The following is a 17,706-nucleotide window of genomic DNA, read 5'->3' as shown; positions in this document are numbered from 1 at the left end:
GCATGACCGCATCCACCCCCGCACGCCACAGTGTGTCCGCGTTCTTCACCCCTGACGGGCGCCTGACCGGCCTCCCCCGCAAGGCGGCCCGCCGGGAGCAACTGCTGGCCCGTCTCGCCGAGACCCTGTTCGAGCCGGGCCGCAGCTACACCGAGGCCGAGGTCAACGACGCCCTGCGCACCGTGCACGACGACGCCCCCGCCCTGCGCCGCGACCTGGTCGAGGCCGGCCACCTGGCCCGCCCCAAGGACGGCAGCAGCTACCAGGGGGTCCGGGCAGCCGGGCACCCGTAGTCGGCGTGCAGTCCCGGATGCGCCGAGGGCCCCGGCCGCACACGCGCGACCGAGGCCCTCGGCGCATCCGGGCGTCAGATCAGCGCCGACTGCTGCTCCTGCTCCTCCGCCGCGTCCCCCGCAGCGGCGACACCCCCCGCCGCCCGCTTCCGCGGCAGCGCGAACATCAGCAGGAACACCGCCAGCAGCACCCCAGCGACCCACCACAGCGCGTTGGTGAACGCCCCGCCGAAGGCCGTCCCGACCGCGTCCGGCGCGACCACGTCGTCCATCGCCCCGAAGAAGGCCACCGACACCAGCCCGAGCCCGAGCGCGTTCCCCACCTGCTGCACGGTGTTGATCAGCCCGGAGGCCGACCCGGCGTGCCGGTGCGGCACCTCGGACAGCACCGCGTCGGTGATCGGGGCGACGATCAGCCCCATCCCGAGGCCCATCACCACCAGCGGCAGCGCCATCTGCCAGGGCGCGATCGACGTCCCGTACCGGTCCGCCTCCCAGATGTAGGTGAGCACGCCCGCCGCCATCACCAGCGCGCCCGCCTGGAGCACCTTCCGCCCGAACCGCGGCACCAGCTTCTGCACCGAGAGCCCGGCCGCCGTGGAGACCGCGAGCGAGAACGGGATGCCGGTCGCGCCGGCCTTGAGCGGGCTCCAGCCCAGCCCGACCTGCATGTAGAGCGTCCAGACCAGGAAGAAGATGCCGAGCGCCACCCCGAAGGCCAGCTGCACGCAGATCCCGGCCGCGAAGCTCTTCACCCGGAACAGCGACAGCTCCACCAGCGGCGAGCCGTCCCGCCGGGTCTTGGCCTTCTCGTACACCACGAACAGCGCGAACACCGGCAGGCTCCCGGCCATCGACAGATAGCCCCAGAGCGGCCAGCCGGCCTCCCGGCCGTGGGTCAGCGGGTAGACCAGCATCAGCAGGCCGAGGCTGGCCAGCGCCACGCCGACCAGGTCCAGCTTCAGCGCGTGCTCGGCCCTGGACTCGTCGATGTAGCGTCGGCCGAGCAGCAGCCCGGCGATGCCGACCGGCAGGTTGATCAGGAAGATCGGCCGCCAGGCCAGGCCCAGCGGGTCCCACTCGGTGAGCAGCGCGCCGATCATCGGACCGGAGACCGCGCCCAGCCCGACCACCGCGCCGAACATGCCGAACACCTTGCCGCGCTCCTCCGCCGGGAAGGTCGCGTGGATGATCGACAGCACCTGCGGCACCATCAGCGCCGCCGTGCCGCCCTGCAGCAGCCGCATCGCGACCAGCATCTCCGGGCCGGAGGCCAGCCCGCACAGCGCGGAGGCCACGGTGAAGCCGCCGATCCCGATCAGGAACAGCCGCTTGCGGCCGTGGATGTCGCCCAGTCGGCCGCCGGTGATCAGCCCGATCGCGAAGGCCAGCGCGTAGCCGCCGGTGACCCACTGGATGGCGCTGAAGGAGGCGCCGGTGTCCTGCTGGATGCTCGGGATGGCGATGTTGACGATGGTCACGTCCACCAGGTCCATGAAGGAGGCGACCATCACGATCGCCAGCGCGATCCACCTCCGCCGGTCGGCTCCCGCCGTGGTCATTCCGCACTCCTCGCTCTTCTGCTGCACGTCCACCAAGGTAGGGGTCATGTAGGTCAGGACCTGTCCCAGTTCGTCCGGCATCCTGGACGGCATGACCGACACCCCGGCCCGGCTGCTGAACCTGCTGTCCCTGCTGCAGACCCCGCGCGAGTGGCCCGGCAGCGAACTCGCCGAGCGGCTCGGCGTCAGCCCCCGCACCATCCGGCGCGACATCGACCGGCTGCGCGACCTCGGCTACCCGGTGCGGGCCACCATGGGCGCGGTCGGCGGCTACCGGCTGGTCGCGGGCACCGCGATGCCGCCGCTGCTGCTGGACGACGACGAGGCGGTGGCCATCGCGGTCGGGCTCCGGGCGGCGGCCGGACACGCGGTGGTCGGCATCGAGGAGGCCTCGGTACGGGCCCTCGGCAAGCTGCTCCAGGTGCTGCCCGCCCGGCTGCGGCACCGGGTGGGCACGCTCAACAGCGCCACCGTGCCGCTGCTCACCGGGGACGGCCCGACCGTCGATCCGGAGGACCTCACCATGCTCGCCCGCGCCGTCACCGCCAAGGAGCGGCTGCGCTTCTCCTACCGGGCCCGCGACGGCGCCGAGACCCGGCGCAACGTCGAACCCGAGCGCCTCGTCTCGACCGGCCGCCGCTGGTACCTGATCGGCTACGACCTGGACCGCGAGGACTGGCGGCTCTTCCGGATCGACCGGCTGAGCGAGCCCTTCGCCACCGGCGCCCGCTTCACCCCGCGCCCGCTCCCCGCCGAGGACGCCGGCGCGTTCGTGGCGAGCAGGCTGCGCGGCCAGTCTCCGACGCACACCATGGTGGCCACCGTCCACCGGCCCGCCGCCGAGGTCGACGGCTGGATGCCGTGGACCGGGGACTACGAGATCGATCCGATCGACGACCACAGCTGCCGCCTGCGCTCCCGGGCGGACTCCCTGAGGTGGCTGGCGGCGGGGCTGCTGATGCTGGACTGCCCCTTCGAGGTGCACGAGCCGCCGGAGCTGCGCGAGCACCTGCGCAGGCTCGCGGACCTGGCCGACCACGCGGCGAACCAGCCGGGTTAGACGGACCTCGGGGCCGATGCCGGTGACTCAGGCCCGGACCCGGTACCAGCCGTTGCCGCAGCGGAACCAGAGCACGCCGTCCCGGCCGTGGGCGTGCTGCCGTTCCAACTCCCCCGGCAGGTCCAGCCGCTCCCGGCGGACCTCCCGCCAGCCCTTGCGGCTCTCCCGTACGCACCGGACCAACTCGCCGTCGGGCTGCAGGAAGACGGCCCGGTCGTCGGCGATCGCGAAGCCCACCGGCTGCCGGGCCGGCAGCCGCATGCTGAGGGGCGGCCCACCCCCCGGGTCGGCGGCGGTGAGGAAGGTGCGCTCCCCGTACCAGGCCAGCCAGACCCGCCGCCCCTCGGTGGCGGCGGCGAGGCCCTCCATCGGCTCCTCGGGCAGGTCCTCGAAGTCCGGAACCCAGACGGTCCGCCCGGCGCCGTCCAGACCCAGCAGGCCGCGCCGGGCGAGCGGATTGTCCCCGTAGCAACCCTCGTCGCCGAAGGCCAGCCAGATCCGGCCTTCACGGTCCGTCACCAGTGCCTGGACGTCGTCGCCGAGCTGCAACCGCCGGGTCGGCCGGCCGTCCGGTGCGAACACCAGGCCGTTGAGCTCCCAGCCGTCCGCCAGCTCCTCCGCCCGACCGTCCACCACCAGCGGCCGACCGCCCGGCAGCAGGCCGAGGTACGTCGGGTGGCGGAGCGGGACCTGCGGCAGATCGAGCCGCCGCTCACCACCCCGCGCGACGGTCACCAGACAGGCGTCGTACGGCGGTTCCGGTTCCGCTCCGGCCGTCAGCAGGACCAGCAGCTCCCCGCCCGGCCCGACCGTCCACGTCGCGGCCCGGCGGCCCGCCCGCCAGTCCTCCTCGGGCAGCCGCCAGACCTCGACCGGACGATCGGACGTCGACACCGGTCCTCAGACCCCGTACTCGCCGGTCAGCAGCGCCCGCCCCAGGGTGTGGAAGGTCAGGTTGAAGCCGACCTGGGCCGCCGGGGTGTCGGCGGTGACGTCCAGCTTCTCCACGTCCAGCGCGTGCACCGCGAACACGTACCGGTGCGGGGCGCCGGGCGGCGGGGCGGCGCCGTCGTACTTGTTGCCCGGGAAGTCGGTGCGGCCGTGGAAGGAGGCCGCGCCCGGCAGGCTCCCGTCCGACGAACCGGCGCCGCGCGGCAGTTCGACGGTGTCGGCGGGCAGGTTGAGGGCGAGCCAGTGCCACCAGCCGGAGCCGGTCGGCGCGTCCGGGTCGTAGCAGGTGACGGCGATGCTCTTGGTGGCCTCCGGCAGGCCCGACCAGGCCAGCTGCGGCGAGAGGTTGCCGCCGGAGTAGATGAACTCCCGTCCCAGCGTGGCTCCTTCGGTGAAGTCCTGGCTGCTCAGCGGGAAGGACGGCACCTGCGGCAGGAACTCGTACGGCAGCGGCGGACGAACACTCATGGGTTTGTCACCTCTCAACGGGCCGGTGACGGCCGTGAACCGGCCGCCACCGATCACTGTAATGGGGTGCACGTCCGTTCCCGTCGCCCCTACAGTCGAGGTCATGGCCTCGGAGCACCGCAGCAGCACGGCAACCACGATCGACCCCGTCCAGATGATCGCCGACGCCCGCCGGGCGCTGTTCACCATGGTCGGGGTACTGGCCGCGATCTGGCTGATCCAGCTGGTGAACTGGATGGACGACTACGACCTCGGCAAGCGCTTCGGCGTCATCCCGCAGGATGTGAGCCGACTGCCGAACGTCGTCACCGCGCCGTTCCTGCACTGGAACTGGGCGCATCTGGAGGCCAACTCCGGCCCGCTGTTCGTCTTCGGCTTCCTGGCGGCCTACCGAGGGGTCAGGAAGTTCCTCGGCCTGACCCTGCTGGTCGCCCTGACCAGCGAGCTGACCTCCTGGGTCTTCGACAGCCCGAACCGGATCGGCGCCGGCGCCAGCGGCGTGGTGTTCGGCTACTTCGGCTACGTGGTGCTGCGCGGGATCATCGACCGCAACCTGATCGACACCCTGATCGGCGTGGTGCTCGGCGCCTCCTACGCCTACATGGTGACCAGCGCCCTGCCCGGCGTCGCCCCGGGCATCAGCTGGTCGGCCCACCTGGGCGGTCTGATCGGCGGCCTGGCCGGCGCGTGGATCTTCCGCAACCGCGCCCCGCGCCGAGCCCGCGAGCCCCAGGCCAAGGCCCAGGCCTCGGCCCCGGCCGGGGGCAAGACCCAGGGCAAGGCCAAGTCGACCGGCACCGACCCGAACAGCCCCAACGCCGCTCTGCTCAAGGAACTCGACGACCTGGGCCTGTAGGCCGCCCGGGAAGTCAGGTATAGACCATTCCCACCCCTGCGGCTAGCGTGAACGACGCCCCTGCCCCCAGCTCCGGAGCCGCACCGTGGAGTCGTCCGTCCTCGCCTTCGCCACCGACCTGCTCGACGAGGGCGCCGACACCTTCTTCGGCAACCTCACCGACCGCGCCGGAGTCGGCGGCGTCACCCTGGCCTCGGTCTACCACGAGGCCCGCGACGTCTTCCCGCACAACCCCCGGCGGGTGATCCGCTACCTGGAGCCGGGCGCGGCCTACTTCCGTCCCGACCCGGCCCGCTGGCAGGGCCGGCGCCTGACGCCCGTCCCGTCCACCGCGATCGGCGACCGCGACCCCTTCGCCGAGGCCGCCGCCGAGACCGGCCGGCGCGGCCTGAAACTGCACGCCTGGACGGTCTTCTGCCACAACGACCGGCTCGGCTTCGCCCACCCCGACTGCGCCCCGGCCAACGCCTTCGGCGACCGCCACCTCACCGAGCTCTGCCCGGCGAACCCGGAGGTCCACGAGTACGCGCTGACCCTGGTCGACGAACTCGCCCGCTACGGAGTGGACGCGATCCGCGCCGAGTCCCTGCACTTCCACGGCCTGCGCCACGGCTACCACCACGAGCGCTACTTCGAGGAGCTGGGGCCGACCGCCGAGGCCCTGCTCGGCGTCTGCTTCTGCCCGCACTGCCGCGCCGCCGCCACCCGTGCCGGTGTCCCCGCCGAGCAGGTCGCCGAGGCGGTACGGAGCGAACTGCGCCACCGGCTGGCCGACCAGGAGGCCGCCGCCGAGCCCACCGACCTGAGCGCCCTCGCCGACGGCGCCTTCGCCGCCTACGTGGACGCCTCCGCCGCCACCGTCACCGCGCTCGCCGCCGACCTCACCGAGCAGGCCCGCCGGCACGGCATGCGGCTGAGCTTCATGGACGGCGGTGGCCCCGGCAAGGGCTGGCTGTCCGGCATCGACCTGCCCGCCCTCGCCGGGGCCACCGACCAGATCGAGACCCTCGGCTACGCCAGGACCCCGGAGGCCGTCCGGGAGAAGCTCGCCGCCTTCGCCCTGCACGGCGTCCGCCCGCAGCGGATGGCGGTGATCCTGCGCCCGATGGCCTCGGACTGCGACGGCCCGGAGAACCTCGCCGCCAAGATCGCCACCCTGCGTGGACTCGGCGTCCCCGAGGTCGAGTTCTACAACTACGGCCTGATGCGGCTGTCCTCGCTCGACCGGATCGGCGCCGCGCTCGCCGGCTGAGGCTCACCGCCGCTCGAACGCGGGATCGGGACACGGGATCGGGACACGGGATCGGAACGCTTCGCATTCAGGACCGGAACCCGATCGGAACCGGGGCCGATGTTCGCGACATTTCCTATCAAACAGCCACATTCGTCCATCCGCAGTTCACACCCGCGCGCGTGGCGACGTCGCGGCTGCTGCGCCATCCGCCGCCCAAACGGTAGGCTTTCCGTGTGATCTTCAAGCGCATCGGCAACGGACGGCCGTACCCGGATCACGGCCGGACGAGCACCCGCCAGTGGGCTGACGTCGCCCCACGTCCGGTGCGGCTCGACCAGCTGGTGACCACCAAGGGCCAACTCGACCTGGAAACCCTGCTGGCCGAGGACTCGACCTTCTACGGGGACCTCTTCGCCCACGTGGTGAAGTGGCGCGGCGACCTCTACCTGGAGGACGGGCTGCACCGGGCCGTACGGGCCGCGCTGCAGCAGCGCCAGGTGCTCCACGCCCGCGTCCTCGAAATGGACTGACGGCGCCCCACCGCAGGGCACCGACCCCAGGACTCCGACCCCGGGCCGGCGGCCCGGGGCATCCACGCAGGCTTCACGGACCGCTCCTCGCCATCCGGCGGCGGGCGGTCCGCGCGTACCCGGGTACCTCCTTTCGGGTACCGGCGTACTCCACATGATGATCGTTTAGTACCTTCTCAGCCGTACGGCACTACTCTGCTGACTACGGCCGCGACCAGGGGATCCGCCCGCACGTGGGGGGCGCCCCTACCCGGCCCACCCGTCGTCATCCCGACCCCGCCCTGGCACGAGGGGGAGACAAACCGTGAGCATGTTGACTCCCCAAGGCCTCAAGGGGAAGCAGTACCGCATCACCGGCAACGCCTACCCACGGCTGGGCCGGCCCCCGAGGAAGAGCCGCAAGGTGATCGCCGCGCTCGCCGGCCTGCTGGCGCTGGCCCTGATCGCGCTCGGCGGCGTGCAGCTCTACGACATCTTCATCGGCAAGACCAAGAACGCCTCCGCGCAGGCCTGCGCGACGTCGTCCGGCAAGCCGCTGGCCGCCCCGACGCCGGGCGCCACGCCGGGCACCCCCGCGGCCTCCGGCGCCACCGCCGCCGCACCCGGCGCCCCCGGCGGCGACCCGCACGTCATCCCGCAGGCCTCGGCCGTCACGGTGAACGTCTACAACGCCACCACCAAGGCCGGCCTGGCCGGGCGGACCGCCGACGAGCTCAAGAAGCGCGGCTTCACCATCGGCAAGGTCGGCAACGCGCCGGCCGAACTGGACAAGAAGGTGCCCGGGACCGCCCAGGTGATCGCCGGCCCGGCCGGCGCCGGGGGCGGCACCCTGGTCGGCTCGCAGATCGCCGGGGCCACCGTCACCGCCGACGCCCGCACCGACGCCAGCGTGGACTTCGTGATCGGCGACAGCTACAACGCCCTGCTGGACGAGACCCAGGCGGCCGCCGCCCTCGCCCTGGCCACCAAGCCCTCCCCCACCCCGAGCGCCACCGGCAGCTGCTGAGGCCCGACGGACATGCAGGAGCCCCCGGCAGTGCCGGGGGCTCTCGGTCGTTCGGAGTCGTGCCTGAAGGGGGCCCGTACGCGGCGGGCCGGTCGTAGCAGGCCGTACGTGAGCGGGGACTCAGCCCGCGGTGCCGTACAGCCGGTCGCCCGCGTCGCCCAGGCCGGGGACGATGTAGCCGTTCTCGTTCAGCCGCTCGTCCAGGGCCGCGGTGACCACGGTGACCGGCAGGTCGGCCAGCTCGCGGCGCATCACCTCGACGCCCTCCGGCGCGGCCAGCAGCACCACGGCGGTGACGTCGGTGGCGCCGCGCTCGATCAGCATCTTGATCGCGGCGACCAGGGTGCCGCCGGTGGCCAGCATCGGGTCGAGCACGTAGACCTGGCGGCCCGAGAGGTCGTCCGGCATCCGGGTGGCGTACGTGGAGGCCTCCAGGGTCTCCTCGTTGCGCACCATGCCGAGGAAGCCCACCTCGGCGGTCGGCAGCAGGCGGGTCATCCCGTCCAGCATGCCGAGGCCGGCCCGCAGGATCGGCACGACCAGCGGACGGGGGTAGCTGAGGCGGGTGCCGAGCGTGACCGCCACGGGCGTGGTGATCTCCACCTCGTCGGTGCGGACGTCCCGGGTGGCCTCGTAGGCGAGGAGGGTCACCAGCTCGTCGGTCAGGCGACGGAAGGTCGGCGAGTCGGTGCGCTCGTCGCGCAGGGTGGAGAGCTTGTGGGCGACCAGGGGGTGGTCGACGACGTGGAGACGCATGTATCGAGGTTAGCCCGGTCCTGGACGCCTGTACGACACGCCGTGCCACAGCCGCCCACCAGCCGGGGTGACACGGCCGTGACACGCCGTGACACATCGCGGATGTCCGGACGGAACCGTCTCCTGTGGTATCAACCCGCCCGTTCTGGGAATGTCACGTCTTATGACGAGCAACCCGAAAGCCGGGGACGGCTCGGCGGACGAGCCCGTCGGCGGGGCGGCCCTTGGCGCCGGCCCGCCGCACGACCCCTCGGAGACCGAGGCGGAACGCCGCAAGCGGCGGGCCGTCTTTCTGCGTGAGCTCGCCGAGGCCCGCGAGCTGAGGGAACGGGTCCAGCCCCGGCGGACCAGGGAACGGCGGATGCGCGAAGCGATGCGAATGCGAACATTCCGGATCTGAAGCGCTCCTGACGCGGATCTGACGCGGTTCCGTCGGCGAGCCGACGAGGGGCGGAACCGGGTCCGACCGGGGTCCGACCCGGGCCCGCGATGGCCGCCGACTCGACCGACCCGACTCCGACGGACGTTCGGACCAAATTTCGACCGCCTTCGGACACTCCTGGCCCGGCTCCGCTGTCCGCCACCCGGTCCTTCCGACACGACCTGCAAAGACGCGCTGCAGAACACCCCCCGCAAGGGCGGGCTTTCTGTCACGATTCCGATGGGACGGTCCGAACAAGCGGACCGCCTCTGGCGCGGGGGCGGCCAGATTTCCGCGTTGCCCGAGCGCGCCGACAGCCGAGACCGATGATCTTGGGAGTGTCCCTGGTGGCGTACTTCGCTGCAGTGCTTGCTCGCACCGAGGACGGGTGGGATGTGAGCGAGACGGAACTCGACGACGTCGAAACCCTGGCCGATCTGGCCGACCTGGCCCGCGACTCCACGCAGGACGACGACAGCGTCCTGATCTTCATCGAACAGGAGGACTCCTGGTTCGCCATCGTCCGGGTGGACGGTGAGGAGGACCCGCGGATCTTCGTGTCGGACGGCGCCGCCGCCGCCCGCAGCTCCTACGGCTCCGTCCTCACCGACGAGCTGGTCGACCAGGCCGGCGAGAGCGAGTTCGGTGACCTGGACCACCTGCTGGACGAGGCCGAGGAGGCGGAGGACCAGGACGACGAGGACGCGGACGCCCGCGGCGGCGTCCCGGTCGGCCCGCTCGGCGACGCCCACCTGCTCACCGAGTTCGGCCTCGCCGCCGACGAGCTGCTCGCCCTCAGCGGCGAGGGCGCGGTACCCGGAGACGCCCTGGAGGAGATCGCCGAGGCCCTGGGCTGCGGCGAGGTCCTGGAGGCGGTCCGGTAGCGGGCGGATGCCCGACACTGGATGCCATGCAGCCCGCATCCACCCCACTGACCGTCCCGTACGTCCCCCCGCTGCCCGCCCCCGTCCGCCCCGACCCGGTCCGCGACCGCTGGGCGGCGCCGATGCGCCTCGCCATCGCCGAGGCCGCCCTGGCGCCGGCCACCGGTGACGTCCCGGTCGGGGCGCTCATCCTGGGCCCGGACGGCGAGGTGCTCGGGCGCGGCCACAACGAGCGCGAGGCGGTCGGCGACCCGACCGCGCACGCCGAGGTGGTCGCGATCCGGCAGGCGGCGGAGAAGATCGGGGAGTGGCGGCTGAGCGGCTGCACCCTGGTCGTCACGCTGGAGCCCTGCACGATGTGCGCCGGCGCCATCGTGCTGTCCCGGATCGACCGGGTGGTCTACGGCGCCCTCGACGAGAAGGCCGGCGCGGCCGGCTCGCTCTTCGACGTGATGCGCGACCGCCGGCTCAACCACCGCCCCGAGGTGATCTGGGGCGTCCTCGCCGAGGAGTGCGGCGAGCAGCTGCGCGCCTTCTTCGACACCCACCGCTGAGCTTCGACACCCGCCGCTGTGCCCTCGGCCGCGGTCCCGCCGACAACGGATTTCGTGACCGCCCCACCCGTCCGGTAGAGTTCCCCTCGGTAGCGTGTCCGAGCGGCCAAAGGAGCACGCCTCGAAAGCGTGTGTGGGGGCAACTCCACCGTGGGTTCGAATCCCACCGCTACCGCTGGAAAGCCCGAGGGCCCGTCCGATCCGGACGGGCCCTCGGCGTTTCCACGCACCCTCGGACGCGGAAACGGCTCCGCACTCCGGGCCGACGACCACCGTTGCCCGGCCCGTACGGAGCCTGGAGGGGGAGCGGCTCGGGGGGACTGACCGCTCCCCCGGCGGAGTCCCACAACCGGTGCCGCGTCGGGGGAAGTCGCGGCGCCCGGTCCCACAGCGGGGAGCTCCGGATCCACGCACCGGGGGATTCCTGCCAGATCCCCGGTACGTCATCCATCCTGCCGCCCCGGTCCCGTCCGGGCACCCGGAGAAAGGCCCCAGTCACGGGGACCTTCGTCCCGTCGGACGAACGCGTCGCACACTTGATAGCCCGTCCGGTGGATAAGCTGCCCTGCAGGGCCGCTCGGGCACCCGAATGGCGGCGGTCCACCGCAGGGAGGAAGGTCACGATGGCGCAGGCGAAGAAGATCGGCATGATCCTCCTGCTCATCTTCGTGCTCTACTCGATCATCACCTCACCCGCCCGCTCCGCCGAACTCGTCCAGCTCGGCTTCGAGGGCATCTCGAACGCGGCCAAGGCCGTCGGCACCTTCATGACCGGCCTGATCAAGTAGCGGTCGGCTCGACACCCGGACGGCCCGCGACCGGCCCGGGCGCACCGGCTACGGTGGGCGGGACCCTCTACCCCCGTCCGCGAGGAGCGGCAATCGTGATCCGGCACCTGGTCCTGTTCAAGCTCAACGAAGGCGTCACCAAGGACGAAGAGCGCGTGCTCGCCGGCGCCAAGGCGTTCGCCGAGCTCGGTTCGCTGATCCCCGAGCTCCGCGAGTGGGAGTGCGGCTGGAACACCACCGAGCGGGACATCGCGTACGACTACGCGATCAACAGCCTGGTCGAGGACCGCGAGTCCCTGCAGGCCTACCTGACCCACCCGGCCCACCAGGCCGCGGCGGGCCAGTGGCGCGAGTTCGCCACCTGGGTGATCGCCGACATCGAGGTCTGATCCCCACCGGACCGTCCCCCGGACGGCCCGCGCCGCCCCGCCCGGCCCCCGGGCGGGGCGTTCTGCTCCGTCCAGGGACGACCCTTGCGGCGATTCGGCGACGGGACCGGTGGGGACCGGGCGCCCCACCAACACACCTCCATCGGGTGCTTGCCCGAACTGCGCCCACCTTGTGATGCTATGACCGGTTTTGCCGGACATGGCTAGGTGGTGAACCAGCCGCGACACCCGATCCGCAGGGCCCGCCGTTGTCGACTTTGGGAGGGGTGACGTGTCCGTGGACGAGGTGCTGGCTGCGATCATCAGCCCGGCCGGCGAGCTCCGCCCGGACGGGCTGCGCGGCGCCGGCGGCCGGCCGGCCGTGGACGTACGGACGCTGACCCGGGTGCTGTTCGAGCGGCTCGCCGAGCTGCCGCCGGACGCCCCCGAACGGGAGCGGGTCCGGGCCGCCCTGATCGAGGTGAACATCCCGCTGGTCCGCTACGCGGCCACCCGCTTCCGCAGCCGCAGCGAGCCGATGGAGGACGTCGTCCAGGTCGGCACCATCGGCCTGATCAACGCGATCGACCGCTTCGACCCGGAGCGCGGCGTCCAGTTCCCCACCTACGCGCTGCCGACCATCCTCGGCGAGATCAAGCGCTACTTCCGGGACAACGTCCGCACCATGCACGTCCCGCGCCGGCTCCAGGAGCTGTGGGTCCAGGTCAGCAGCGCCATGGAGGAACTGACGGTGCTGAACGGGCGGACCCCCAAGGTGCCCGAGATCGCCGCCAGCCTGCGGATCCCCGAGGAGGACGTCCGGGCCTGCCTGGACGCCGGACGGGCCTACAACGCGGCGTCCCTGGAGGCCGCGCAGGAGCACGAGGGCGGGCTCGCCCTGCTGGACCGGCTCGGCTACGAGGACTCCGCGCTCGCCGAGGTCGAGCACCGCGACATGGTCCGCCACCTGCTGGTCCAACTCCCCGAGCGGGAGCGGCGGATCGTGATGCTGCGGTTCTTCGCCAACCTCACCCAGTCGCAGATCAGCACCGAGCTGGGGATGTCCCAGATGCACGTCTCCCGGCTGCTCTCGCGGATCCTGACCAGGCTTCGCACCGGCAACTCCTGGGAAGAGTGAGATTGCAGCGCGTTACCCCGACGTGACATCTTGCGACGTTCGGGTTTGCCGTGGATCGTGTTCCGGTATGCAGGGGGTTGGGCCCTCGCCGGGAACCTCCGTGCGACGGCCCCCGTTCAACTGTCAGTCACAAGGGGGTGGGTGCATGTCCGGAGAGCTGGGCACTGCGGAGATCCACGCTGGTCAGGCCGAGGGCACCGTGGTTGCCGAGGAGCGGATCCCGCACCAGCGGGCCACGTCCCTCGAAAGGCCCGTCGCCGAGCCGCCCGGCCCCGGAGCTCCGCCCGAGACGCCGCCCGGCTCCGGGCTGGACACCCGGACGCTCTCCCGCTCGCTGTTCCTGCGGCTGGCCGCCCTGGAACCGGGCAGCGCGGAGCACACCTACGTCCGCGACACCCTGATCGAGCTCAACCTGCCGCTGGTCCGGTACGCCTCCGCGCGCTTCCGCAGCCGCAACGAGCCGATGGAGGACATCGTCCAGGTCGGCACCATCGGCCTGATCAAGGCGATCGACCGCTTCGACCCGGAGCGCGGGGTGGAATTCCCCACCTTCGCGATGCCGACCGTGGTCGGCGAGATCAAGCGCTTCTTCCGGGACACCAGCTGGTCGGTCCGGGTGCCGCGGCGGCTCCAGGAGCTGCGGCTGGCGCTCACCAAGGCCGGGGACGAGCTGTCCCAGCGGCTGGACCGCTCCCCCACCGTCGCCGAGCTGGCCACCTGCCTGGGCGTCAGCGAGGAGGACGTGGTCGAGGGCCTCGCGGTGGGCAACGCGTACACCGCCAGCTCGCTGGACTCCAGCCCCGGCGAGGAGGACAGCGAGGGGCCGCTGGCCGAGCGGCTCGGCTACGAGGACCTCGCGCTGGAGGGCGTGGAGTACCGGGAGTCGCTCAAGCCCCTGCTGGCCAAGCTGCCGCCGCGCGAACGCCGGATCATCATGCTGCGCTTCTTCGGCAACCTCACCCAGTCGCAGATCGGCGAGGAGATCGGGATCTCCCAGATGCACGTCTCCCGGTTGCTCACCAGGACGCTCACCCAGCTCCGCGCGGGGCTGATCAGCGAGGGCTGACCCCTCGCCGGCTCAACCGCCGCCGCCGTCCAGCAGGTTGGTCCGCAGCCCGGTGAGCACGTCCTCGTCCAGCCCGAGCCCCTCCCGCCAGAACGCGTCGAAGCCGCTCCAGCCGGCCTCGACCTCCGTGAAGGCCGCGTCCAGGTAGGCGCGGTCGGCCCGGAAGACCGGCAGGAGGAGCTCGGGCTCGCGCATCAGGCCGCGGCTGCCGAAGTCGTCCAGCACCCTCGTCACCACCGGGGCGGAACGCTCGTTGGTGAGCAGGTAGTCGGCGAGCACGGTCTCGCGGTCCACGCCCAGGGCGGTCAGCACCAGTGCGGCGGCCCAGCCGGTGCGGTCCTTGCCGGCCGAGCAGTGGAACAGCAGCGGCACCCCGTCCGGCGCGGCCAGCAGCCGCAGCAGGTCGGCGAAACGCTCCCGGGCCTGCGCGTCGGTGACGAACCAGCGGTAGAGGCCGGTCATCATCGCGACCGCCCGGCCACCGCCGAGCAGGGCGCGCTGCTTGCGAGCGCTGCGGTCGGACAGGGCACTGCGCAGCGTCAGGTGGATGTCGAAGTCCGTTGCCAGCAGCGGAAGATGGTGCAGGATCACACTGTCCGGAAGACGGTCCGGGCCGGCCTCGCGGATCTCCTCGGCACTGCGCAGGTCCACCACCCGGCGCAGGCCGAGCGTGCCCAGCGGTCCGAGGTCCTCGGCGGTGACGTGGTTCAGGCCATCACTGCGCAGGGCCACTCCGCCGCGGACCGACCGCCCGTCGGCCGTCCGACAGCCGCCCAGATCCCGGGCGTTGACCGCGCCGCGCAGGCCGAGGCTGCGCCCGACCAGCACCGCCGCGTCCGGCTCCGGGAGTGCATTCCGTGCGTCTCCGATTCGCTCGGACTCGATCTGCCGATCGGTCACCCGCGCGCCTCCATTGCATATTCAGACTGTCACATGGCACAGCGGTGCCCGATATTGCATGAACCTGCCGTCAGACCGGCGAGATGTGCAAGGGTGTCATGCGCAACGACGACAGTGTAGGTCTCCTGCGGAACCGCCTGAGCCGCACACTCGGTAACCAGCTGTAGCACTCGGCTTCCGTTTTTTCATTTTCAATTCATTATTTGCGTGGGCGGTCCGGTTGCGGTCACAATCAGCGCCTCCATGGCTTCGCCATGAACGTTGGTAACAGGTTCGCTGCACTCTCGCCCAATTGGTCCCTCGCACAGTCGACCCTCGACCAGGATGGGCGCCGGGCAGCCTGCTGCCCGCGAACAGCTACACGGGCGGGCGAGCGCGGAGCAGCGCTGCGCCGGCCCCAAGGGGAGGATCAACCATGGGTCGAGCGACCCGAAGAGTTGCCGCTTGCGCAGCGGCAGTTCTGCTGGCCAGCGGCCTGCAGACCACCCTGGCCCACGGCGACACCACGCCGCCCAGGATCGACCTCACCGTCCTGGTCATCGACGACGGGGGTCCGTCCGTCGCGGCGATCACCGCCGAGCTGAAGAGCCAGGGGACGCCGTACAAGGTCGTCAGCCTCAATGACCCCAACCGCCCCGTCATCAACGCGGCTTTCCTGAGCGACACGCTGAACGGGCTGCCGCGGGGGAAGTACCAGGGCATCGTGCTGCCCAACGAAAACCCCTTCCCCAACAGCGCCGCCGAGATGACGGCGATCGCGACCTACGAAGCCGCTTTCAACGTGCGGCAGATTGACGCGTACACCTGGGCCAGCCCGGCCGTCGGTCTGAACTACGCGCAGAATCCCGGTTTCGTCGGGACCCTCGACGGATTCCAGGCCGCCACCACCGCGGCCGGAACTTCGGGCCCGTTCGGGTACCTCAAGGGCGGCGTGCCGTTCGAGGACAACGACCCGAACGTCAGTGAGAGCTACGGCTACCTGGCGACCCCGCTCGCCAATCTGCCGTCCGGCGCCTCCTTCGTCCCTCTGGTCGACGCGCAGATACCCAACTCGACCACCCGCGGTTCGCTGGTCGGCGAGTACACCCACGACGGCCGCAAGGAACTGGTCGTCACCTTCGTCTACAACCAGTACCAGCAGCAGTTCCGGCTGCTGGCCCGCGGCATGGTCGACTGGATCACCCAGGGCGTCCACCTCGGCTACGACCGCAACTACTTCGCCACCCACGTGGACGACGTGTTCCTGGCCGACGACCGCTGGGACACGACGCTCAAGTGCACCCCCGGCGACGTCACCTGCCCGCCCGGCACCCCGGACAGTGCCAACCCGATCCGGATGACCCCGGACGACGCCAACTACCTGAAGCAGTGGCAGACCGCAAACAACTTCACGCTGGACATGGTGTTCAACGGCGGCGGCAGCGAGGACTGGAAGGCCGACCACCAGACCACGGTGGACCCGACCGCCAACCAGATGATCGCCGACCAGAACAGCTACCGCTGGGTCAACCACACCTACACCCACCCGTACCTGGGCTGTGTGCAGGACGTCAGCGTGGTGCCGTGGCGCTGCACCAAGGACGCCTCGGGCAACACCGTCTGGGTCGACCAGAACACCATCTCCACCCAGATCAAGAACAACTTCGACTGGGCCACCAAGAACGGCCTCAACGTCGACCCGCAGGTGCTCGTCACCGGCGAGCACTCCGGCCTGCTGACCGCCCCCCAGGAGACCAGCGACAACCCGAACCTGGCGCCGGCGCTCGCCGCCAACGGCATCAAGTTCACCGGCAGCGACGCCTCCCGCGAGCCCGCCCAGCGGCCCGTCGGCCCGTCCACGCTGACCGTGCCGCGGTACCCGATGAACGTCTTCTACAACGCCGGCACGGCGCAGGAGGAGGCCGACGAGTACAACTGGATCTACACCAGCAAGGCCAACGGCGGCAGCGGCGTCTGCGAGAACAACGCCAACTCCACCTGCCTGCCCAAGCCGCTGGACACCACCACCGGCTACCAGTCGTACATCGTGCCGCTGGAGGCCCGGATCGACCTCGGCCACGTGCTGAGCAACGACCCGCGGCCGCACTTCGTGCACCAGTCGAACCTCTCCGAGGGCCGCATCCTGTACCCGGTGCTGGAGAAGATCCTCGGCACCTACCGCTCGCTGTACGCCGACAACACCCCGATCGTGAACCTCGGTGAGCGCGAGATCGGCCTGGAGTTCCAGCGCCGCGCGGCCTGGAACTCGGCCGTCGCCTCCGGTCAGGTGACCGCGTACAAGGTCGGCAACAGCGTCACCGTCAGCGCGCCGGCCGGTGTTCAGATCCAGGCCACCGTGCCGACCGGAACTGCTCAGAAGCTGGCCATCGGATCGACCGCCTTCGGTTCGGCCTACGCCGGTACGCTCTCCGGCTGGGTGTCCCCGGGCGCCCTGCAGAGCAGCGTCGCCCTGCAGCTCCCCTCCGGCAGCGCGCCGGCCGCCCCGGCCGCCGTGGCGCCGAGCATCGCGGCCAAGTCCGTCCCGGCCCCGGCCCCGGCGGACAAGAAGGTCGTGCCGCAGGGTGTCACCACCCCGGTCCCGGTGGGCCCGAGCGACACCACCCGCAAGCCCGCCACGTCCCTCGTCCCCGGCAGCGGAACCCCGGTGCCCGGCAAGGGCGTCGCCAACGGCGACAACGGCCAGGGCGACAAGTCCGGCAAGGCCTCTGGGGGGACGGCCTCGCACGGCAGCACCACCGGGCGCTCCGGCAACCGGTAACCCGCACCACCCGCTGACGGGGTCGGGCCGGGCAACCGGCCCGGCCCCGCCACGGCGCCCGCTCCGGCCACCCAGGCCGGACAACCGACGCAAGAACAGGAGGGGGGACAGGA

At 71.7% G+C, this 17,706-nt stretch carries 19 protein-coding genes and 1 tRNA gene; 15 read left to right on the top strand and 5 right to left on the bottom strand.

Features of this window, described 5'->3' with window-relative positions; translation table 11 throughout:
• The first annotated feature begins 2 nt into the window (after nt 1–2).
• Nucleotides 3–293: a DUF2087 domain-containing protein gene (locus ACIRYZ_RS01900; RefSeq protein ID WP_402938216.1), complete on the top strand. Its 291-nt coding sequence runs from the start codon at nt 3–5 to the stop codon at nt 291–293.
• Between the two features lie 74 nt (nt 294–367).
• On the opposite strand, the gene ACIRYZ_RS01895 is transcribed toward ACIRYZ_RS01900, so the two are convergent.
• Nucleotides 368–1,855 carry an MFS transporter gene (locus ACIRYZ_RS01895; RefSeq protein WP_402938522.1) on the bottom strand — a complete coding sequence of 496 codons (1,488 nt, stop codon included), beginning with the start codon at nt 1,853–1,855 and terminating at the stop codon, nt 368–370.
• Between the two features lie 91 nt (nt 1,856–1,946).
• Between ACIRYZ_RS01895 and ACIRYZ_RS01890 the strand changes: the two genes are divergently transcribed.
• Nucleotides 1,947–2,915 carry a helix-turn-helix transcriptional regulator gene (locus tag ACIRYZ_RS01890; protein ID WP_402938214.1) on the top strand — a complete coding sequence of 323 codons (969 nt, stop codon included), beginning with the start codon at nt 1,947–1,949 and terminating at the stop codon, nt 2,913–2,915.
• A gap of 27 nt (nt 2,916–2,942) precedes the next feature.
• Here ACIRYZ_RS01890 and ACIRYZ_RS01885 read toward each other — a convergent pair whose 3' ends face one another.
• Nucleotides 2,943–3,809 (bottom strand): hypothetical protein, encoded by an 867-nt coding sequence (locus ACIRYZ_RS01885; protein WP_402938211.1) that lies wholly within the window; start codon nt 3,807–3,809, stop codon nt 2,943–2,945.
• A gap of 6 nt (nt 3,810–3,815) precedes the next feature.
• On the bottom strand, nt 3,816–4,334 hold the full coding sequence (locus ACIRYZ_RS01880; protein ID WP_393023198.1) for a YbhB/YbcL family Raf kinase inhibitor-like protein: 519 nt from the start codon (nt 4,332–4,334) through the stop codon (nt 3,816–3,818).
• 103 nt (nt 4,335–4,437) lie between these two features.
• Here ACIRYZ_RS01880 and ACIRYZ_RS01875 point away from each other — a divergent pair, with 103 nt between their 5' ends.
• The 4 genes from ACIRYZ_RS01875 (at nt 4,438) to ACIRYZ_RS01860 (ending at nt 7,960) form a co-directional block, all read left to right on the top strand.
• Nucleotides 4,438–5,190 carry a rhomboid family intramembrane serine protease gene (locus tag ACIRYZ_RS01875; RefSeq protein WP_402938207.1) on the top strand — a complete coding sequence of 251 codons (753 nt, stop codon included), beginning with the start codon at nt 4,438–4,440 and terminating at the stop codon, nt 5,188–5,190.
• 85 nt (nt 5,191–5,275) lie between these two features.
• Nucleotides 5,276–6,442 (top strand): hypothetical protein, encoded by a 1,167-nt coding sequence (locus ACIRYZ_RS01870; protein ID WP_402938204.1) that lies wholly within the window; start codon nt 5,276–5,278, stop codon nt 6,440–6,442.
• 215 nt (nt 6,443–6,657) lie between these two features.
• The gene (locus ACIRYZ_RS01865; RefSeq protein WP_014136828.1) at nt 6,658–6,954 is read left to right on the top strand and encodes a type II toxin-antitoxin system VapB family antitoxin; all 297 of its coding nucleotides are present in this window, start codon (nt 6,658–6,660) and stop codon (nt 6,952–6,954) included.
• Between the two features lie 310 nt (nt 6,955–7,264).
• A complete protein-coding gene (locus ACIRYZ_RS01860; protein WP_402938519.1) occupies nt 7,265–7,960 on the top strand; it encodes a LytR C-terminal domain-containing protein in 696 nt (231 codons plus the stop codon).
• 120 nt (nt 7,961–8,080) lie between these two features.
• On the opposite strand, the gene upp is transcribed toward ACIRYZ_RS01860, so the two are convergent.
• Nucleotides 8,081–8,716, bottom strand: a complete 636-nt coding sequence (gene upp, locus ACIRYZ_RS01855) for a uracil phosphoribosyltransferase (protein ID WP_350506235.1) — start codon at nt 8,714–8,716, stop codon at nt 8,081–8,083.
• A 163-nt stretch (nt 8,717–8,879) separates the two neighbouring features.
• Between upp and ACIRYZ_RS01850 the strand changes: the two genes are divergently transcribed.
• The 8 genes from ACIRYZ_RS01850 to ACIRYZ_RS01815 all read left to right on the top strand — a co-directional run bounded on the left by ACIRYZ_RS01850 (nt 8,880) and on the right by ACIRYZ_RS01815 (nt 13,935).
• Nucleotides 8,880–9,116 (top strand): hypothetical protein, encoded by a 237-nt coding sequence (locus ACIRYZ_RS01850; RefSeq protein ID WP_402938201.1) that lies wholly within the window; start codon nt 8,880–8,882, stop codon nt 9,114–9,116.
• 347 nt (nt 9,117–9,463) lie between these two features.
• Complete coding sequence (locus ACIRYZ_RS01845; RefSeq protein WP_393023209.1) at nt 9,464–10,021, top strand: tRNA adenosine deaminase-associated protein; 558 nt, start codon at nt 9,464–9,466, stop codon at nt 10,019–10,021.
• 26 nt (nt 10,022–10,047) lie between these two features.
• Nucleotides 10,048–10,575 (top strand): tRNA adenosine(34) deaminase TadA, encoded by a 528-nt coding sequence (gene tadA / locus ACIRYZ_RS01840; RefSeq protein WP_393023211.1) that lies wholly within the window; start codon nt 10,048–10,050, stop codon nt 10,573–10,575.
• Between the two features lie 88 nt (nt 10,576–10,663).
• Nucleotides 10,664–10,750 (top strand) — tRNA-Ser (locus tag ACIRYZ_RS01835).
• A gap of 448 nt (nt 10,751–11,198) precedes the next feature.
• Nucleotides 11,199–11,363 (top strand): hypothetical protein, encoded by a 165-nt coding sequence (locus tag ACIRYZ_RS01830; protein ID WP_387613602.1) that lies wholly within the window; start codon nt 11,199–11,201, stop codon nt 11,361–11,363.
• Between the two features lie 95 nt (nt 11,364–11,458).
• Nucleotides 11,459–11,752: a Dabb family protein gene (locus ACIRYZ_RS01825; protein WP_380612966.1), complete on the top strand. Its 294-nt coding sequence runs from the start codon at nt 11,459–11,461 to the stop codon at nt 11,750–11,752.
• A 277-nt stretch (nt 11,753–12,029) separates the two neighbouring features.
• Nucleotides 12,030–12,869, top strand: coding sequence for a SigB/SigF/SigG family RNA polymerase sigma factor (locus ACIRYZ_RS01820; RefSeq protein WP_402938516.1), 840 nt, complete (start codon nt 12,030–12,032; stop codon nt 12,867–12,869).
• Between the two features lie 145 nt (nt 12,870–13,014).
• Entirely contained in the window at nt 13,015–13,935 is a 921-nt protein-coding gene (locus tag ACIRYZ_RS01815) for an RNA polymerase sigma factor SigF (RefSeq protein ID WP_402938197.1), read from the top strand.
• A gap of 12 nt (nt 13,936–13,947) precedes the next feature.
• Here ACIRYZ_RS01815 and ACIRYZ_RS01810 read toward each other — a convergent pair whose 3' ends face one another.
• Entirely contained in the window at nt 13,948–14,835 is an 888-nt protein-coding gene (locus ACIRYZ_RS01810; RefSeq protein ID WP_402938194.1) for a tyrosine-protein phosphatase, read from the bottom strand.
• A 415-nt stretch (nt 14,836–15,250) separates the two neighbouring features.
• Here ACIRYZ_RS01810 and ACIRYZ_RS01805 point away from each other — a divergent pair, with 415 nt between their 5' ends.
• Nucleotides 15,251–17,593, top strand: coding sequence for a hypothetical protein (locus ACIRYZ_RS01805; RefSeq protein ID WP_402938192.1), 2,343 nt, complete (start codon nt 15,251–15,253; stop codon nt 17,591–17,593).
• The last annotated feature ends 113 nt before the right edge of the window (nt 17,594–17,706 follow it).

The sequence above is a fragment of the Kitasatospora sp. NPDC101155 genome (assembly GCF_044768305.1).
In the GTDB taxonomy this organism is placed as follows: Bacteria; Actinomycetota; Actinomycetes; order Streptomycetales; family Streptomycetaceae; genus Kitasatospora.
This window is presented reverse-complemented; position numbering and strand designations above follow the sequence as displayed.

Excerpts from the sequence above, each read along its gene's own strand:
- ACIRYZ_RS01830 (WP_387613602.1), top strand. The coding sequence starts at position 11,199 with ATGGCGCAGGCGAAGAAGATCGGCATGATCCTCCTGCTCATCTTCGTG.
- tadA (WP_393023211.1), top strand. The coding sequence starts at position 10,048 with ATGCAGCCCGCATCCACCCCACTGACCGTCCCGTACGTCCCCCCGCTG.
- ACIRYZ_RS01860 (WP_402938519.1), top strand. The coding sequence starts at position 7,265 with ATGTTGACTCCCCAAGGCCTCAAGGGGAAGCAGTACCGCATCACCGGC.
- ACIRYZ_RS01845 (WP_393023209.1), top strand. The coding sequence starts at position 9,464 with ATGATCTTGGGAGTGTCCCTGGTGGCGTACTTCGCTGCAGTGCTTGCT.
- ACIRYZ_RS01900 (WP_402938216.1), top strand. The coding sequence starts at position 3 with ATGACCGCATCCACCCCCGCACGCCACAGTGTGTCCGCGTTCTTCACC.
- ACIRYZ_RS01815 (WP_402938197.1), top strand. The coding sequence starts at position 13,015 with ATGTCCGGAGAGCTGGGCACTGCGGAGATCCACGCTGGTCAGGCCGAG.
- ACIRYZ_RS01850 (WP_402938201.1), top strand. The coding sequence starts at position 8,880 with ATGACGAGCAACCCGAAAGCCGGGGACGGCTCGGCGGACGAGCCCGTC.
- ACIRYZ_RS01890 (WP_402938214.1), top strand. The coding sequence starts at position 1,947 with ATGACCGACACCCCGGCCCGGCTGCTGAACCTGCTGTCCCTGCTGCAG.
- upp (WP_350506235.1), bottom strand. The coding sequence starts at position 8,716 with ATGCGTCTCCACGTCGTCGACCACCCCCTGGTCGCCCACAAGCTCTCC.
- ACIRYZ_RS01880 (WP_393023198.1), bottom strand. The coding sequence starts at position 4,334 with ATGAGTGTTCGTCCGCCGCTGCCGTACGAGTTCCTGCCGCAGGTGCCG.
- ACIRYZ_RS01895 (WP_402938522.1), bottom strand. The coding sequence starts at position 1,855 with ATGACCACGGCGGGAGCCGACCGGCGGAGGTGGATCGCGCTGGCGATC.
- ACIRYZ_RS01805 (WP_402938192.1), top strand. The coding sequence starts at position 15,251 with ATGGGTCGAGCGACCCGAAGAGTTGCCGCTTGCGCAGCGGCAGTTCTG.
- ACIRYZ_RS01875 (WP_402938207.1), top strand. The coding sequence starts at position 4,438 with ATGGCCTCGGAGCACCGCAGCAGCACGGCAACCACGATCGACCCCGTC.